Origin of the sequence: Nocardia sp. CA-128927 (assembly GCF_050955855.1) — a bacterium.
In the GTDB taxonomy this organism is placed as follows: Bacteria; Actinomycetota; Actinomycetes; order Mycobacteriales; family Mycobacteriaceae; genus Nocardia.
Genome location: NZ_CP192087.1, coordinates 4,797,916 through 4,813,286 on the forward strand (window position 1 = coordinate 4,797,916; position 15,371 = coordinate 4,813,286).

Sequence of the window (15,371 nt, forward strand, 5' to 3'; positions counted from 1 at the left end):
CGCAGCGCACATGAGATCAGCACCCTTGAGACCGCGCGACGGCGTGACCGTCGAGCACTTTGCGGGCTGCCCCAAGCACAAATGTGCGGGAGGGGGCCGCGCTCGCGCCTTCCAGAGGCGGTGCCGCCCAATACCATCCGAGCGGAGAGTCCGACATCGGCAACCACACCCGTGTACCGATATCCAGTAGTCGGACCTCGTGGCGTTCCAGCTCGGCAAGAGAGCGGTCGCCCAGCTTGTTGCTCCGGTTGGGACCGACCAGGAAGATCCACCGTCGATCCGGCCTGGAATGGCTGATGACAGGTGCCGACGCGGCATCGCCGAGCAGCTCCTGTACCGATCGCCCCAAACTGGGCGGCATCACCACAGCACCGAGCCGGGCGCTGGTCAGCATCGAAGTCCGGCCGAACGTCAGCTCGACCGGGAACCCATATTGGCCGTACACATGGGCAACGTCATGCGGGCTGTGGCATCGCTCGAACATCACCGCGTCCCCTTCCATAAACGGCTCCGTAGGCGACCTGGTTCGGGCGGCGGCCACATGCACTCCGCTTCCGCCAGGCCAGCCAGTTCCAGCCCGGTCAAGCCGAGGCGTGCGGCGTCCGCTTGGACAGCAGCCCACTCTTCTGCCGCGTGCAGGGCCGCGACGGCCTGATCCGCTGTCAGGATTCGACCGGGCAGGAAGCTCACTACCCAGCTGTCCTGACCCGCCGCTCTCGCTTGATGCTGCGTTAAGTCGCTGGTCATCGACTTTTGGCCGACTGCGTTGATCGACATTTACCCCACCACCTAGGTAAGAGATCCATGTCTCATGTAGTACATGGGATCATGTGCGTCTATTGATCTCCATGTTAGTCTGTATATATACATGACTCAATGGAATGGCTGAAATCTTCCAAGAGCAGGTGCACGTACGATGCACAGGTCGTTTCATGTGCCAGTACAGGGAGGCCAAGGTGCCGGACAGCCGTTCCGATCCAGCTGCGTTGCGATTCTTGATCGGTCACGACCTGCGGGTATCTCGCGAGAAGGCCGGGATGAAGCAGGCCGAAGCCGCCAAGATTCTTGGGTGTAACCAACCGAAGATCAACTACTTGGAGACCGGAAAGACGCAGCAGAAGCCGGATGAGACGACAGCGCTACTGAGGGCTTACGGCGCCGATGTCGAGCACATCGATCGAATCGCGTCGCTCGCGGGGAAGGCGGACCAGAACACGTGGTGGGCACCGTTCTCGGATGTCCTACCCGACTGGTTCCGAACGTTCGTCGGCCTGGAAGGACTTGCGACCAATCAGTTCGTCTACCGGTCCAAGACCATCCCTGGACAGATGCAAACGCCTCGATACGCCGCCACGCTCCTTGAAGCCAGCTTGCAGATCGCGTTGATGGATGCGCCGCAGGTGGTTGCGAGCCGGATGGCTCGACAGCGGCTGAACGACGAACGCAATCCGCTGGGACTGAGGGCGGTAATCGAAGAAGCTGTATTGGATCGGCCAGTCGGCGGCCCACCCGTGATGCGCGAACAACTCCAGCACTTGCTCGACCTGATGCAGCTGGACAACGTTGAGCTACATGTGATGCCGACCAGCGTGGCGGTTCATGACGGATTAGATGATGAGTTCATGCTGCTCGACTTCGACGCGGCACAGAGCATCGGTTATCTGGAGCATGCGGCAGGTGCCCTTTACGTGCAGGATCGGGACCAAGTCCGCCTGTATAGAATGATGGCAGACCGTTTGTGCAGCGTAGCGCTCTCGCCATCCGAGTCCGCCGACCTGATCGCGGCCCGCATCGCTAACCTGCAAGCATGAGTTCGGAGCGACCCACCATGAAGACCATCGCCCTCACCTGGCGGACCTCTAGCTACAGCGGGACCAACGGGGGCGAGTGCGTCGAGATTGCCTTTGACGGCGACACCGTCCTCGTTCGGGACAGCAAGTACCTCCGCGACCCTTCCAACGATCCAGCGGCACAACCCATGATCGTAATCAATGCCGATCGCTGGCGAGAGTTTCTCCAAGCTGCCATGGGTGCCGAGACCGAGGCGCCAAACGGGTTGCCCACCATTGACCGACTCGCATCCGGTGCAGTAAGCCTCCGCGCCGATGACGGCTCCACCCTCTCCTACACCGCAGCCGAGTGGGTTGCGTTCACAGCCGGTATCCGTGACGGTGAATTCGAGCTCGCAACTGTGTAGCCCGATGCAAGCCCCCGACGGTGTGTGATGGCAAGTTCGTAACCACCTAGCGGTTCCGCTGATCGCGGTGGCCAGCGGATGCGCCATGTGACGACGTCATCAACCGAGGACAGTCGCAGCGGCATATATAGCGCGTAAACGGTCTCGCACGCTGGCATCGTCCACGAGTTGGAGCGCGTTGGCGTGATCGGCGGCGGTGACCGACAGCCTCCGATGTTGCTGTTCAAGGTACTGCTGGAGCATCACGTTTACGGGGCCAGGTGCGAGGTCGCCGGCGGTAGCGGTGAACAACATGGTGAGCGGGAACGACCAACAGGCATGGAGGAATCCGAATGCTGGTCGCATCGTTCGTTTCCATGGCGAGTAGTAGGTTCGGCTGTCGTGGATGGTGGTTCTCGTCGCCGCGAGCGCATCGTTGAGCCAATTGTGTCCAGCTTCGTGAATGATGTCGCGGGCTAACACCGTTGGGTCGTTGATGTGGTCGAGGAAGATGGTTCCGGGCAGTCGGCTGATGGTCCAGCTGTCGAGGGCGTCGGTGGGGGCCTTGGACCGAAGTAGGCAAATGATCGGTGCGTGGTTATCTACGAGATCACCGAATCCAACGCTGGCGGCGATGTTGAGGGCGTCGGTGACGAGGTCGATGGTGTGGCGTGGTGCTCGCGTGGTGCGTGGCCCGACTACGTAGTAGGGAGCGTCTGCTAGTGGGGATTGCTGCATGTCCTCAGGTGTGGGCGATTGGGCGAGTTTCCGTCCGTGTGCTGTCGATTCGAACCAGATGGCGGGCGGCTCGACGATTGTTTCCTTGTACCAGTGGAATTCGTCAAGGTTGCCGTTACGCGCGGCCTGCTCGGCACCTTCGAGGTAGTGATGGGCGACGGCGTAGGCCAGGGCTTGATCATCTGGTGCTAGATGCTCGCGTGATCCGTTGGTGTTGAGGATCGAATGGATTGCCGCGGTCCGGGTTTGGTGGAGTTGGTCGGTTTGCTCGAGGCGGAATACGCCATTCAAGACTTCCACGAGAGGGCCTTTCGCATGGCGGGCAGCTGTGGGCTGGGCGACTGTTCGCCGCAGCCCACAGCGAAGGTCTACTTCTCGGCGGCCATCCAGCCTTCGGAGATGATGCTCGACGTGTGCGCCGTGGTGCGAATGGCTTCATCGGCATCTCGTAAGTCGCCGACGGCGTCGAGGAAGTCGGTCATCTCATTGATGGTGGTATTGCTCATGGTCAATTCCGTTCTCTAGCAAAACATTGGGTGCTGGGTAGGTCTGGTTCGCGGGCCTGGTTCGTACCCCCTTTCTGTTGACGACTACGACGCGGCAGCGACAGCAATGTGAAGCAGAGCGCTGTGCAGCTGCGCCATGGTTGGCCTGTCGGCGGGGCGGTGAGCGAGTGCCGCGTCGACTGTTTCTGTCAGGACTGAGTACCCGGCGGGAGGTCTGGGCGGATCACCGGCTCGGGGGATATCGTTGAATAGCACTCGATAGGCCAGGACGCCGAGGCTGAAGACATCGGCTTCTACGCCCGCGTCGGAGTAGCTGGTCCGATACTCGGGCGGCCAGTGGACTTCGGGGCCGCGTCGGTGCGGGCCTCGTGGGGATGGGAGTCGGCGAGCGGCACCCAGATCGGTGATCAGTCCGCGTCCATGGTCGATCAGGATGTTCTCCTGGTACACGTCGCGGTGCACAATTCCGTGTTGGTGTAGCGAGATCAGTCCTGCGGCAACATCAGCAAGTATCGATATCTGTCCGGTATGCGTGACACCGGTTGCTGGCGTTCCGGCACGGAGCATGGAGGTGCGGAAGTTGCCGTCGGGGTAGTGCGGCATTGTGTACCAATCGAAGGCAGAACATGTTCCGGTATCTAGCACGGGGACAACGTGATTGCTGCCGGTAACCTCTGTGGCGAGGTCGCGTTCGTAGCGGAAGTCTTCACGCGCGAGACCACGTTCGGCGGCGGTCATCTGCTGGTACCAGTAGAACCCGTAGGCGGCGGGTCGCTGTTCGTCGGGCAGTGCTTCCAGTACGTGGTTGCTGCCGAAGCCTGCCTTGAGCACTACGGGCTGCTCGCCGTCGCGGTGCGCGAGCACGAGAGTGCTGGATCGAGTGAACGACACCAGCTCGACGACGCGCCAGGAGCACTCGGTGAGTTGGTCGAGCACCCATGCTGCTGGATGCATTGGATGCAGCTGCATCAGGTCCCTCCTGCATTTTGGGAGAGGAGTTGATTGAGGACTTCATCGGCAGTTCGGGCAGTGTCCTCGGGGGCATTCAGCTCACGACGCCATAGGGGTGTGCCGGTGCAGCGTTCGGACTCGGAAGCAGCCTGTTGATAGAGCTCGTCCAGTACGACGGCGGAATCCGGGGTGTCCGTTGGCCGAGTTGCTGCCCGACGCTGGGCCAGGCGTTGCTGGCATAGCTCTGGGGCTGTGGTGACCAGGATGGTCAGATCGGGCCGGATGCCGGTGTGCCTGATGAGCGTGCTGACGTAACCGTCGACGCTGCGCTGGTAGGCCGTGGCGAGCATGCATGCGGTGGAGAGAACGAGTCGGTCGGCGATAACGTCGCCGAGGCGAGCGGCTGGGGCGAGGTTGTTTTGCATGTGAAGGGCGAGGTCGTCGAGAACAGCGCCAAGAGCATCGTCCTCGGCGACGGCGTCCCGGGCTGTCCTTAAGGCGACGAGGGACCGGGTGGATCTCAGAGAGAGCCAGGAGAACTGGCCCAGATGGGTCATAGTGAGCGATCGGGCTTGGGCACGATCCAGGATCTGGTTCCGCAAGGTGCTCTTGCCGGATGCGGCAATGCCTTCGAGTGCGATCAGCATGGTCATAGCCTTGGGGTTGTGGTTCAGGCTGCGTCGGCGAAGAGCCAGCTGATGAACTTGCGCATGCGGCCGTCGGTGACTGGGCAGGTTCCGTGGGCCAGTTGAGATCCGTACAGCAGGGCGGTACCCCGAGCCGGTTCGACAGACCATCGCGTGCGCGCCATTTCCGCGAACCATGGTGAGGAATTGTCAGCGCCGTCGTGCGCGAACGACATTCCGTCCTCGTAGCCCACTACCGGGCCGGACGTGGCCGGCTCCCACAACCGTTCATCGGAGGTGGTTTCGACGAAGAACTCGCCGCCACTACACCGTGGACCGATCGTGACGCTGATTCCGGCTATCTGGCGAGGCCACTGGTGAGGATCTGGTGCGATGCAGTCGAGGTGGGGCGTGATGTGTTGTCTAGGTCCGTATTCCACGTATGTCCATGGACGGCACGAACTCACCGAAGGCAGCAGCCGCGCAAGCGTTGTCCGGGATCGGTCGAAAGCCTTCTGAAGCAGATCTTCTGCCGCTGCCGGGATGTTAGGGACTTCGAGGCGTCCGGCGGGTTCGTAGATTTGCATCGCCTGATGTGCGGTCTGTCCGGGGATCTCATGGATGGAAGATCTGCGGTCGTGTTCGAAGCCGGGTCTGGTTGTGTCGGTGAGGAACTGTTCCATCGTGTCGTGGAGCGTGTGGGATTCCTCATCGGTCAAGAATCCTTCGATGCTGCCGATGGCGAGTGTTTCGCCGAGTTTGATCAGCGGTTGTGTGCGCACATGTCCCCCTTCACTCGTAGTTCGTGTGCGATGTCGTCGATGCCTGCGCAATGGTTGAGCCAACTGGCTACCGGCGCGGCGCCTATCGGAGCGACCCACAATTCGGAAAGCTCACCCGAGAGCGGAAGCCCGCTCAGATCCGGCATCGCACGCTCTGCCGGAAGTTCTACGACAGCGGTACACGAGGTGCCGTACTGGCGATCGAACGCCGTGACCATTCGCTCGGCGATGACTTTGCACCATTGCGTCCGGTGAGTGACCTTGGGTCGACTGTGCCGATACGCGCGGGATTCGGTGCTGATCCAGCAGTCGGCGATCGCGCTGGCATAGGAGCGCACACGGCAAGCGGCGCAGCACGTACTCACATCTGGCCGGCACTGCTGGACGCCGATTGATCCACCGATCTCGGCTAGGACCCGCCAGGGGGAGCTCTCCAGCGCTGCGCTCTCTGCTGCGGTGACCGCAGCCATAGCCGACCCCCGATGGTGGCAGCATTGCTGGTCTAGGAGCGCATGGGGTGTCGACAACGCTGGTTCGATAAAGAGAACGTGGAAGTAGCACAGCCGCCCTAGCAGCTGGTTGACGATAGCCGTCTCGGCAGCGGTCATGATGTTCCGGCTGTTGAGCGCACGACGGCGCATCCGCATTCTGTGCGCTCATCTGGTGGGGTTGCTCGAAGTTGTTCTGTGAGAAGGCGTGTGGCGTCGGCGAGATTGTCGAAATAGGCACTCCAGTCGTAGCCGTCGGTGCGCTCGAACAGGATATTGAGAACGGGGAACCGCTTTTGAGAGGTTGCACAGGTCAGATCAGCCCGGCCTATGATTATCCGGATCGCTTCGGGCACATGCTGTTCGATTGCGGCGCAGCATCGGCATAGCGCCGCCGCTATACGCGCATACTGGGCAGGTTCTCGAGGCAGGATCCCCACTCGACGTTCGCCCGGTTCGATCGCCAGTCCGGCGTAGGCGTGACCTTCACAGCTGTCGTAGGTAATCAGATTCCACTCTGCGGTGATCACTTCGACCAGCGGCCAAACTCCAGGTTCGATTGCATTGCGCCACAACGGATGTAGCGGGTCAAGATCATCGGCCTCATGGATCCCCGGCTCGCCCACAGTGTTGATGTTGCCGTGAGTGCTGATCTGTAGGCGCGGCTTGTGACGGGTGGCGCGCGGATCTCGCCATCGCCCGATGAAGCCGCGCACATCATGCATCTCATTGAGACGTTTCGGACGGGCACGGACGTGTCGGCAGGACACCGCCGACGGCATCCCGGGCTGGGTAATCAATGCCGCGACACCGTCGATGAGCCGCATCCGGTGGCCGCAGTACTCATTGTCATCTCCGTAGGCGATCGTCGCCCGAATGCGGGTAGCGATACAGCCGCCTCCGCAGGTGCTGCGATACCGGCACTCGGTGCATTTGTTCGTCAGTGACCGTCCCTGTTGTAGCAGCGGGAGCTGACGCTGGGCGGTGGCGACCTGTTCGTGGCCACCGAACTGATCCAATGTGGCGAGTTGTGCAGCTGGCCAGGGCAATTCGTCACAGCTACCCACACGCTTGTCTGGGTAGAGAGTGAAGATGTGATCGCACTTCAGGTTGCTGAAATGGCAGAAGCCGGTGTCGAGGCCGCGCAGCTTGCGGATGGCCGACACGATCGGTTCGAGCTTGATTCGGCGGTACGCACCGGCGTGCACCCAGCGCACCGCAGCAGCGAGAACGAACTCCACATATTCAGTAGGCGTGATGGCCCACGCCGGGCCGTTAGAGGACAGGCTCGCCTGCTGAGCGATACGACTCGCCGTTGCCCTGCGGCCGACCGCTGCGGTGGGCAGGGTCACCGTGGCGTCGAAGCAAGGCGCGAAGCTGATGGCGTCAACTGCGGCAAAGCTGGCCAGATGGTCCAGCACCGCTGACGCGCGGCCCAGTACGCGCGGGGTGACTGCGGTGATGATCCCGACCTTGCGCCCGCGGGCCGCGAGCCGTTCCAAAGCGGTGGCAACCTTTGAGTAGGTCGGCGCGCCGTCGTAGTCGACACGCCACGCATTGCCTTCCGGGTCTCCGTCCAGGGAGATCCCGATTCGAAGGGCTGGGTACACCCTGTCGAACATGTCCAGCCAACTGTTGTCGAGTCGAATCCCGTTGGTTTGCAGGGAAACTCGCTGAACGGTTGGCTGGCCGGCCAGTTCGGACAGCAGGTGCTCGATGTAAGGCTTTCCTGCGGTCAGTGGTTCGCCACCGTGGAGTTCCAGAGAAAGCGGACGGTCACCGAAGATTTCAGGCAGGCGTCTGATGTCTTCGGCGCTGATCCGAGCGCCACCGGGCGCTTCTTTGCGCTTCTCGTAGCAGTACAGACAGTCGATGTCGCAGGTCTCGCCGCGGAGCTTCAGGATGACCGACACCGCTGTCGCGGTGTCGGTATCCGGAAGCGTCAGATATGTCTGAGGATGTTGACTATTGGGTTCCCCGGTCATCCAGCACGCTCCCCATAGGGTTGATCATGGTCGGCTCAGTCGACGAGTCGACCGAGCAGTGCGCCCTGTCCTGACTGCAGGACATGCGCGGCTTCCAGCGGTATCCAGAAGCATTCGAACTTTGTCGGCTCGCCCTGACCGTCGTGGTCTTCTTGGCTCATCCACCGCTCCGGTGCCTGCTCGTGCAGTTCGAGTTCGAAGAAGTAGCGGTGCTGGAGCTCGAATCGGTAAGGGCTGATGTCATATTCGGCCTCGCCGAGCTTGCGTCGAATCGAGAAGTTGCTGAGCCCGGTCTCCTCCCGAGCTTCACGAAGAGCGGCGTCTTCGGGAGCTTCTCCGGCGCGGATACTGCCCGCGGGCACCTGCACCCCGACTTCTTCCCAGGAGTAGTCGGTATGCCGGAAAACCAGCAGCTTGCCGTCACGAACGATGTAGCACAAGACCTTGTCCCGGACGACCTTGTCGGGCATGGTGAGCAACCTTCCTATCTGTAGTCGACGGTGCGATGAACCCATAGCGCCTCAGTCAGGCGCTGGCGCCAGGCGAGGACGCGAAGGTGTTACTCTGCAACGCATTTCATGCTTGACTATCTGGGCTCAGTCGAAACTCATAGACCGCCCTCGTCTTTCCCGGCCCCTTGAAGTCGGTGATAACCGAGACCCCGTCGACGATGTCATCGCCGGGGACGTTGGTGAATCCGAGCGTGGTCCAGGTCTTGTGGGCAACGTGGTTGCTCGGCTCCGAGGTCAGATACACACGGCGACAATCCATCGCCTTCGCCCGACCGAGCACCTCGTTCAGCAACTCTCGAACGACGCCCTTGCGCCGATAGTTCGGGTGGGTCATCACGTCCTGGACGTAGAGCTCGTCCGGGTCGTCTTGGCTTCGGAATCCGATGACCACACCAGCTAACTCGTCATCGACAAGGGCTAGCGGACAGGTAGAGGAGAACAGCGTCGCGTAGAGCCAGTAGTCGGAATAGGTACGGGCGGTGATGTATGGCCCGCCGAGCCCCATCAGCGCGATCACATCGGGTATCTGCTTCTGGTTCAGTGGTTGAACAATCATGGACCTGACCTCAGTGAGTTGTGAACGTGGCCGACCGCCAGAGCCGAGAACGCTCGGCCGCCGAACCAGTGAGCCTACGGTTGCGGGTCGTCCGCTCGCGGACAGGCACAACTCCTGCACGACGATCCCCCCATCCATGTCGATACACCCGGTCAACTTCCTCGAACCAGTGAACCGGTGGCGGGCCGCGTGAAGGAATGATGAACTGGGTTCATTCACGCTTCATGTCAACTCATGCCGATCACTAGCAGCCGGGGGCAACGGGTTTGGACGCACCAGCGGACTCCATATCGATCGAACACGCCGCAGCGGCATTCGCGGCCGAAGTCACGCACTGGCGTGACGTCAAGGGGTGGGCCAAGAGGGCATTGGCCCTGAAGATGGGCTTCGACCCGTCGTATGTCAGTCACGTCGAGTCAGGGCGCCATCCACCGACCGAAGACTTCGCCCGTAAAGCCGACCTCGCCCTCGGTACAGGCAGCGTCATCTGGCAACGCTGGCGCGAATACGACGCGGCCAAATCCAGCACCGCCAAACCTGCAGGGCTCCAGTGGACTTCGCCTGATACCGCGCTGATAGGGCAGAGCGCCCTCGTTGTCGAGCGCGACGCCGCTCACCTGGACTACGACGGAATCACATACCGGCCATCGATGCGAAGGCTGTTGCGCAACATCGGGGCCGAGCCCGTCACCCGATATCTCGCCCGAATCAACGTCGACCGCTACCCAGGAGACCCCGAACGCTCCAATGCCTACTACCGGCAAAACCCGCTCACGTTCGATGAGACCGAGCTGACAGCACAGTGCGGCGGTGAGCCCATGCGGTGGGAGGTCAAACAGGATCTCGACGCCCTCAAGGAGGTGTGGTTTCTGTTCGAGAACAGCGATGGCCGATTTCCGCTGTACCCGGGACAGTCCGTATGGATTACCTACGGTTACAAGGTTGGTCGCGATAAGTGGGGGCATTGGTTCCAGCGCGCGGTTCGATTACCTACAGAACGGCTCGAAGTCCAGCTGTCCTTTCCAACCGCACTCGATCCGGTCGTGTGGGGCATCGAAACATCGATGACCGCCAACGCCCGGCCGCTACCCACCTCGCCGACCGAGACCATCGACGGGGAGCGCACAATCTTCACCTGGAGCACCACCGCCCCGCCATTGCACACTCGCTACCGCATGGAGTGGCGGTTCCGTGCACAATCCGAAACTACCTCCCGGAGAAAGGATCCAGCGTGATCGACGCCAAGCCAAGCGACGCCATGCGTGAACGCGGGATCGTCCAGTCCAGCACTCAAAGCCTCCACGAGCAGTGCACGTCACTCGAACTGCCCGGCGAGCGGAGCCTGGCCGAAACGATCATCACCGAACTAATCGCAGCTACCCATCGTGTACGCGAGGCGCACGACTTCGCAAAGGGGATGGGCATAGCAGCTCCCCAGATCGGGATCCACCGGCGAGCAGCTGTGGTTCAACCGCCCGATGCGCAGGCATCGATCATTGTCCTGCTGAATCCGCGGATCGTTTCCCACTCCGAGACAGAAGACGAGCAGTACGAAGGCTGCCTCAGCTTCTTCGACGTGCGAGGGCTAGTTCCACGCCCCTTATCGATCATGGTCGAGACCACCACGCCCACCGGTCAAACCCAGACCACCGAATACCGCAACGGACTGGCTCGACTCGTTCATCACGAGATCGACCACCTCGACGGCATCCTGTACACAGCCCGCATGCGCGCAGACGCGCAACCTATTCCTGTCGAGCAATATCGTCAGACGGGAAACTCCTGGATCTACAACCATCAATAGTTGATCAATATAGCGACGACTACAGATTTCTCGCGACCGAAATGGCATCCGACTACCCTGCTATTGGGACAGCCTACAATCCCGATGTCGCCGACGCTCAAATTATCAATACCTATGGTTCGAGAGTGTTTCCAGCCAGGGATGGCCGGGGTGTACTCGCGATAGCCACCCGGACAATCGAGATCGCCGTGATCGGTCCATCTCGGGGAGCACGTCTAGGAAGTCTGCCTCGTCCTTGGCCCGCCGCGCTTTCGCCTTGAACAAGAGTACGACCTCGGGGATCACGTATGGGATGCCGTCGGTGGTATGGAGAATCAGTTCGTCGCGGGGCAGGGTGATCGAGGCATCGCGGCGGCATACCCAACGATCGCCCAGGTGCGGCTCGCGGAACACGTCGAGGCGGTACAGCCCTGTCGCCGGTTCGCGCAGCCATGTCTGATGCTGGTTGTCGGCTTCCTCGGGAAACGGCCAGGTGCACCCGTCGCCGACGACGTCCCATTCGAAGCCGGGGAACGCGTTCACGATCTCGGCGAATCGTTCATGCGGAACGCCGATTTCGAGATCGGAGTGCTCACGTTCGAGGCCGCCGACGAACAGATCCAGCGCCCATCCGGCTGCGACATACCAGCATGGCGGGGTGCCTGACAGCCGTTCGGCGACTTCGGCGGGCGTCCAGGCTTCCCAGAGCTGGCCGCATGCCTCGACGGACAGCGGGTGTCCGGCCATCTCAGGCGGCCTCCTTCACATCGGACGGGTCGACTGGTCGTCCACTAGTTCGGTCATTCCGCCATCGTATGACGCATACGCGACTGGCAACCAGGAACCGAACATCGCCGGCCGATCCATCAGCTCCAACCGTCGAGAGCAAACGATTCACCCTGATGACAGTTCACGACCCCTGCCGCCTGATACGGAATCGTATTGGACGGCAGGCACTTCGGATCAGCCCAAACCAGCCCGGCGCACTTGGCTGGCTCCATGTTCACCGGCACTCCCTCCCAGTGGACGGCTTCGAAGAAGAATCCGACCCTGCTCGACCCCGAGTCGCCGCGATGGTGCATTACGTGCGCGAACCTCAAATCCTGTGGGGCAACGGTGATTCCGATCTCCTCCTTTGCTTCCCTGATCGCCCCATCGATGACCGACTCACCTTCCTCAAGGTGACCACTCGGCAAATTTAGGCACCCATCGCCGAATCCCGTGTTCGCTCGCTCCCCGAGTAGAACCAGGCCATCACGCCACAGGACGATATGGACATCAACGATGCTGCGATAACGCTCTTTCATGCACTGCCCCCAATTTGGAGTGATACTTCAACCTGGCATATCAAGGCTCACCGGTCAGACGGCGGCCCGAATCATGTTGTGGCGCAACCGATGGTCCAGTTCCCACAGGGCGGTGCGATTCGAGTCCCAGCGAACTCTCTTCGTAGCGTCTGCCAGCGTGCACCACCGATACTCAGTGTGCTCATCCGAACATTTCAGCTCGCCATCCTCGACGTGAGCGCCAAAAGCGTACTCGGGAATCACCAAAACGTCAGGTCCCCACGTGAACTCGCCGGTGACATAGACAACCGGAATCGTGGCTCGCGCGTCCAAGGCAACAAACTCATGCGCAGCGGTCAACCCCGCTTCCTCGGCGGCTTCTCGGCGAGCCGCAACCACCGGAGTCTCGGCGGCCTCCCCACCTCCCGCGACGCCCTGCCAGTAGTCGGCATCCCTACGTCGAACAGTGCATACCGCACACCGTCAGCAGTGAGCCGGTACGGCAGCACCAACACCTGGTGCGCGGCCCTCATCTGCTGGCTCGGTCATCCCTCCACCGTATGACCCAACACGATCCGCCACCGAGGAACCGAACTTCGACCTTTCGCTCCCCATCATCCTGCGGTGGTCCAGGATTTCATGCGTGCACACCGAGTATGAGGCCAAGGTTCTGGATATCGATCCGCAGGCGACGGCCCTGGCGATCATCGCGAGGGGCGGCCGTCGCACGGCGGATACGATCATGCTGCGCCGCTACGTCTACGACATCGTTCCAGGGGATACGAGTCGATGGATAAGACTGCGCGACAATGAGTTTGGCTCCTCGCTGACAGTCAAGGAGATCCGTCACGATGGCATCGACGGCACCGACGAGGTGGAAGTGGAGGTTTCATCGTTCGAGACGATGAACGATCTGCTTGGAAGGCTTGGTTTCGTCGCTCGTAACTATCAAGAGAATCGGCGAACAAGCTTCGAACTCGACGGCGCCCAGCTGGAGATCGACGAGTGGCCGATGATCCCGCCATACCTTGAGATTGAGGCACAACGGCGTGATGAAGTCGTGCGGATCGCGCAGCTGCTCGGGTACGGCGAAGACCAACTGACTGGCGAAAACACCGTCAAGGTCTACGCCCGGCACGGCATCGATCTGCTCTCGCTCGGCCGAGTCTGCTTCAGTGACAGTTGATACTGCTAGATTCGGCGTGGTGCTAATGCCGGATCTACCCGCTGACCTGGTCTCGACGGCTGATGCCGCGGGCATTCGTGTCACCGAGGTGCGGCATCGCACGGACAAGACGGCGCTTGCTATCGGCGAGCTCTCGGGCCAGCGGGTCGCGGTGAAATGCCTGCTGGACCCTGATCCGTTGTGGGCCGCTAAGTGGCGTCATGAGCTGGATGCGTATCGAGTCTTCGCGACCGTTTCCCCGCCGCTGCGTGTGCCAAAGCTGCTCTATACCGACAACTCTCGGATTCTTGTTCTGGAATGGCTTGACGGGCGACGTCTCAATGATGACCGCTACCCGCAACAGGCGCTGTCCGTCGTCGACTCCGAGGCCGTACTCAGTTGCGTGGCGGCGTTCAATCAATGGCAACCGCCAGGCGGTGCGTTCGCGGCGGTATTCGACTATGCCGATCGCTTCCGCCGCTATCACGCCCAAGGATGGCTCGAAGACCGGGACCTCGCGGCCCTTCAAAAGCTGCTCCCGCGCGCGGGTACGCCAGCAGAGGTCAACCACGGCGACCCGATCGCAAGCAACATCTTGCTCGGCGACCACTGCAGTGTCACTCTCCTCGATTGGGAATACACCGGCCTGTTCCTGCCCGGATTCGATCTCGCGATGATGCACACCCAGCTCGGAGCCAACACTTCCAGCATGAAGGAACGCATAGATGCGATGGTCTCGGCCGACGGCAACGACACACCGTTTGTGATCAACCTGGCAACCGTGTTGACCCGCGAACTCCGTATCCACCGCGAACTGCCGGCGAGTCATGTGCGCGAGATGCGACTAGAGATGATCGAGCCTGCATGGGTCCATGCTCGAGAACGCCTACACCGCCAGGCAACGATGGAGATGTAGCGCGAACTGCTGTTCCGGCTCTGGAAATCATTTGTCGTATGTCCTTCATATGCGGATCCTGGGAGTCATGGATCGAGGACCTACGGTGGGAGATGCCTTTGGCGCGCTGCTCCTGGAGCAGTGGCACGGGAAGGACGTGTCGGAGGTCGTCGAGCGCGATGACGGGCACATATTGGTGGGCAGCGGATCGGTAGCACACCGGTACTTCTCCGAACCAGATGGATGGAGTCCGCTCGATGTCGCGGCGGTCGAGCGTTGTCTGGGCTATGTGCTCGACCTGGGGGCCGGTGCCGGACGAGCATCCATTGAGCTGCAAGACCGCGGCTTGCCGGTGCTCGCGCTGGATACCTCGGAGAAGGCATTGCACGTATGCAGATGTCGGGGCGTCCGGGACACTTTTCTAGGCAGTGCGCTCGACTTGGCCCGCCAGATGCCTGATCGAAGATTTGATTCGATCTTGTTGCTCGGCAACAACTTCGGCCTCCTTGAGTCACCGAAAATGGCACACCGGTTACTCCAGGCCTTTACGCGCATGTCGACGCCTAGCGGAAGAATTATCGGGCGCGGTCTCGATCCGTACTCCACCGAAGATCCTAATCACCTTCGCTACCACGATTACAATCGGGCCGCTGGGCGATATGGCGGCCAGATGCGTTTGCGAGTACGCCACCGAGGCGAAGCCACGCCGTGGTTTGCTTACTGGTTCATGTCGCCGGACGAGTTGGCGCATGCGTTGGACGGCAGTGGGTGGCGTATCGACGAGCTGCAGCAGGACGCTGCAAGCTATATGGCGGTTCTCGCCAAGTGCATTGGCGATAGACGCGGACCGAAGCGATAGATGTTGCGTCGTCAGGAAGCCATGGAGCCCGCGTGCGCGACCGAGGTGTTCCGATCAGTACGC

Annotated in this window: 19 protein-coding genes and 1 pseudogene; 7 read left to right on the forward strand and 13 right to left on the reverse strand. The window is 61.2% G+C overall.

Translation table 11 applies throughout. The features are described 5' to 3' along the window. Window positions 1-16 precede the first annotated feature (16 nt). On the reverse strand, window positions 17-502 hold the full coding sequence (locus tag ACQPW1_RS22505) for a hypothetical protein (RefSeq protein WP_433664667.1): 486 nt from the start codon (window positions 500-502) through the stop codon (window positions 17-19). A 379-nt stretch (window positions 503-881) separates the two neighbouring features. On the opposite strand from ACQPW1_RS22505, the gene ACQPW1_RS22510 reads away from it, so the two are divergent. Continuing rightward, the gene (locus tag ACQPW1_RS22510) at window positions 882-1,811 is read left to right on the forward strand and encodes a helix-turn-helix domain-containing protein (RefSeq protein ID WP_433664668.1); all 930 of its coding nucleotides are present in this window, start codon (window positions 882-884) and stop codon (window positions 1,809-1,811) included. Next, window positions 1,808-2,197, forward strand: coding sequence for a DUF397 domain-containing protein (locus tag ACQPW1_RS22515; RefSeq protein WP_433664669.1), 390 nt, complete (start codon window positions 1,808-1,810; stop codon window positions 2,195-2,197). The genes ACQPW1_RS22510 and ACQPW1_RS22515 overlap by 4 nt, the downstream gene beginning before the upstream one ends. Before the next feature lie 99 nt (window positions 2,198-2,296). Here ACQPW1_RS22515 and ACQPW1_RS22520 read toward each other — a convergent pair whose 3' ends face one another. The 9 genes from ACQPW1_RS22520 to ACQPW1_RS22560 all read right to left on the reverse strand — a co-directional run bounded on the left by ACQPW1_RS22520 (window position 2,297) and on the right by ACQPW1_RS22560 (window position 9,320). Further along, on the reverse strand, window positions 2,297-3,214 hold the full coding sequence (locus ACQPW1_RS22520; protein ID WP_433664670.1) for an aKG-HExxH-type peptide beta-hydroxylase: 918 nt from the start codon (window positions 3,212-3,214) through the stop codon (window positions 2,297-2,299). A gap of 68 nt (window positions 3,215-3,282) precedes the next feature. Then, entirely contained in the window at window positions 3,283-3,420 is a 138-nt protein-coding gene (locus tag ACQPW1_RS22525; protein WP_433664671.1) for a hypothetical protein, read from the reverse strand. A gap of 84 nt (window positions 3,421-3,504) precedes the next feature. Beyond that, the gene (locus tag ACQPW1_RS22530; RefSeq protein WP_433664672.1) at window positions 3,505-4,389 is read right to left on the reverse strand and encodes a protein kinase domain-containing protein; all 885 of its coding nucleotides are present in this window, start codon (window positions 4,387-4,389) and stop codon (window positions 3,505-3,507) included. Beyond that, window positions 4,389-5,024, reverse strand: coding sequence for a hypothetical protein (locus ACQPW1_RS22535; protein ID WP_433664673.1), 636 nt, complete (start codon window positions 5,022-5,024; stop codon window positions 4,389-4,391). The genes ACQPW1_RS22530 and ACQPW1_RS22535 overlap by 1 nt, the downstream gene beginning before the upstream one ends. 17 nt (window positions 5,025-5,041) lie before the next feature. After that, window positions 5,042-5,716, reverse strand: a complete 675-nt coding sequence (locus tag ACQPW1_RS22540) for a hypothetical protein (RefSeq protein WP_433664674.1) — start codon at window positions 5,714-5,716, stop codon at window positions 5,042-5,044. Window positions 5,717-5,760: 44 nt separating this feature from the next. Continuing rightward, window positions 5,761-6,387, reverse strand: coding sequence for a hypothetical protein (locus ACQPW1_RS22545; RefSeq protein WP_433664675.1), 627 nt, complete (start codon window positions 6,385-6,387; stop codon window positions 5,761-5,763). Beyond that, window positions 6,384-8,252: a radical SAM protein gene (locus ACQPW1_RS22550; RefSeq protein ID WP_433664676.1), complete on the reverse strand. Its 1,869-nt coding sequence runs from the start codon at window positions 8,250-8,252 to the stop codon at window positions 6,384-6,386. The genes ACQPW1_RS22545 and ACQPW1_RS22550 overlap by 4 nt, the downstream gene beginning before the upstream one ends. Before the next feature lie 35 nt (window positions 8,253-8,287). Then, the gene (locus ACQPW1_RS22555) at window positions 8,288-8,722 is read right to left on the reverse strand and encodes an NUDIX hydrolase (protein ID WP_433664677.1); all 435 of its coding nucleotides are present in this window, start codon (window positions 8,720-8,722) and stop codon (window positions 8,288-8,290) included. A gap of 106 nt (window positions 8,723-8,828) precedes the next feature. After that, window positions 8,829-9,320: a GNAT family N-acetyltransferase gene (locus ACQPW1_RS22560; protein WP_433664679.1), complete on the reverse strand. Its 492-nt coding sequence runs from the start codon at window positions 9,318-9,320 to the stop codon at window positions 8,829-8,831. A 266-nt stretch (window positions 9,321-9,586) separates the two neighbouring features. On the opposite strand from ACQPW1_RS22560, the gene ACQPW1_RS22565 reads away from it, so the two are divergent. After that, the gene (locus ACQPW1_RS22565) at window positions 9,587-10,555 is read left to right on the forward strand and encodes a helix-turn-helix domain-containing protein (protein ID WP_433664680.1); all 969 of its coding nucleotides are present in this window, start codon (window positions 9,587-9,589) and stop codon (window positions 10,553-10,555) included. Beyond that, the gene (locus ACQPW1_RS22570) at window positions 10,552-11,124 is read left to right on the forward strand and encodes a peptide deformylase (RefSeq protein ID WP_433664681.1); all 573 of its coding nucleotides are present in this window, start codon (window positions 10,552-10,554) and stop codon (window positions 11,122-11,124) included. Before ACQPW1_RS22565 ends, ACQPW1_RS22570 begins: the two co-directional genes overlap by 4 nt. Before the next feature lie 105 nt (window positions 11,125-11,229). Here ACQPW1_RS22570 and ACQPW1_RS22575 read toward each other — a convergent pair whose 3' ends face one another. From ACQPW1_RS22575 to ACQPW1_RS22585, 3 genes and pseudogenes are all read right to left on the reverse strand, one after another. Beyond that, window positions 11,230-11,850 (reverse strand): nucleotidyltransferase domain-containing protein, encoded by a 621-nt coding sequence (locus tag ACQPW1_RS22575; protein ID WP_433664682.1) that lies wholly within the window; start codon window positions 11,848-11,850, stop codon window positions 11,230-11,232. 119 nt (window positions 11,851-11,969) lie between these two features. Continuing rightward, a complete protein-coding gene (locus ACQPW1_RS22580) occupies window positions 11,970-12,410 on the reverse strand; it encodes an NUDIX hydrolase (RefSeq protein ID WP_433664683.1) in 441 nt (146 codons plus the stop codon). Window positions 12,411-12,464: 54 nt separating this feature from the next. Then, window positions 12,465-12,848 (reverse strand): annotated as a pseudogene (locus tag ACQPW1_RS22585) (NUDIX domain-containing protein); the annotation flags it as partial. Window positions 12,849-13,032: 184 nt separating this feature from the next. Between ACQPW1_RS22585 and ACQPW1_RS22590 the strand changes: the two are divergent. From ACQPW1_RS22590 to ACQPW1_RS22600, 3 genes are all read left to right on the forward strand, one after another. Then, the gene (locus tag ACQPW1_RS22590; RefSeq protein ID WP_433664684.1) at window positions 13,033-13,575 is read left to right on the forward strand and encodes a class IV adenylate cyclase; all 543 of its coding nucleotides are present in this window, start codon (window positions 13,033-13,035) and stop codon (window positions 13,573-13,575) included. Continuing rightward, a complete protein-coding gene (locus tag ACQPW1_RS22595) occupies window positions 13,565-14,470 on the forward strand; it encodes a phosphotransferase (RefSeq protein WP_433664686.1) in 906 nt (301 codons plus the stop codon). The genes ACQPW1_RS22590 and ACQPW1_RS22595 overlap by 11 nt, the downstream gene beginning before the upstream one ends. 85 nt (window positions 14,471-14,555) lie before the next feature. Then, window positions 14,556-15,308, forward strand: coding sequence for a class I SAM-dependent methyltransferase (locus tag ACQPW1_RS22600; protein ID WP_433664687.1), 753 nt, complete (start codon window positions 14,556-14,558; stop codon window positions 15,306-15,308). Window positions 15,309-15,371 lie beyond the last annotated feature (63 nt).

Bases quoted from the DNA above. Each gene is read 5' to 3' on its own strand.
- ACQPW1_RS22550 (WP_433664676.1), bottom strand. From the start codon at position 8,252: ATGACCGGGGAACCCAATAGTCAACATCCTCAGACATATCTGACGCTT.
- ACQPW1_RS22530 (WP_433664672.1), bottom strand. From the start codon at position 4,389: ATGCAGCTGCATCCAATGCATCCAGCAGCATGGGTGCTCGACCAACTC.
- ACQPW1_RS22525 (WP_433664671.1), bottom strand. From the start codon at position 3,420: ATGAGCAATACCACCATCAATGAGATGACCGACTTCCTCGACGCCGTC.
- ACQPW1_RS22575 (WP_433664682.1), bottom strand. From the start codon at position 11,850: ATGGCCGGACACCCGCTGTCCGTCGAGGCATGCGGCCAGCTCTGGGAA.
- ACQPW1_RS22560 (WP_433664679.1), bottom strand. From the start codon at position 9,320: ATGATTGTTCAACCACTGAACCAGAAGCAGATACCCGATGTGATCGCG.
- ACQPW1_RS22510 (WP_433664668.1), top strand. From the start codon at position 882: ATGGCTGAAATCTTCCAAGAGCAGGTGCACGTACGATGCACAGGTCGT.
- ACQPW1_RS22505 (WP_433664667.1), bottom strand. From the start codon at position 502: ATGGAAGGGGACGCGGTGATGTTCGAGCGATGCCACAGCCCGCATGAC.
- ACQPW1_RS22555 (WP_433664677.1), bottom strand. From the start codon at position 8,722: ATGCCCGACAAGGTCGTCCGGGACAAGGTCTTGTGCTACATCGTTCGT.
- ACQPW1_RS22580 (WP_433664683.1), bottom strand. From the start codon at position 12,410: ATGAAAGAGCGTTATCGCAGCATCGTTGATGTCCATATCGTCCTGTGG.
- ACQPW1_RS22535 (WP_433664673.1), bottom strand. From the start codon at position 5,024: ATGACCATGCTGATCGCACTCGAAGGCATTGCCGCATCCGGCAAGAGC.
- ACQPW1_RS22515 (WP_433664669.1), top strand. From the start codon at position 1,808: ATGAGTTCGGAGCGACCCACCATGAAGACCATCGCCCTCACCTGGCGG.
- ACQPW1_RS22545 (WP_433664675.1), bottom strand. From the start codon at position 6,387: ATGACCGCTGCCGAGACGGCTATCGTCAACCAGCTGCTAGGGCGGCTG.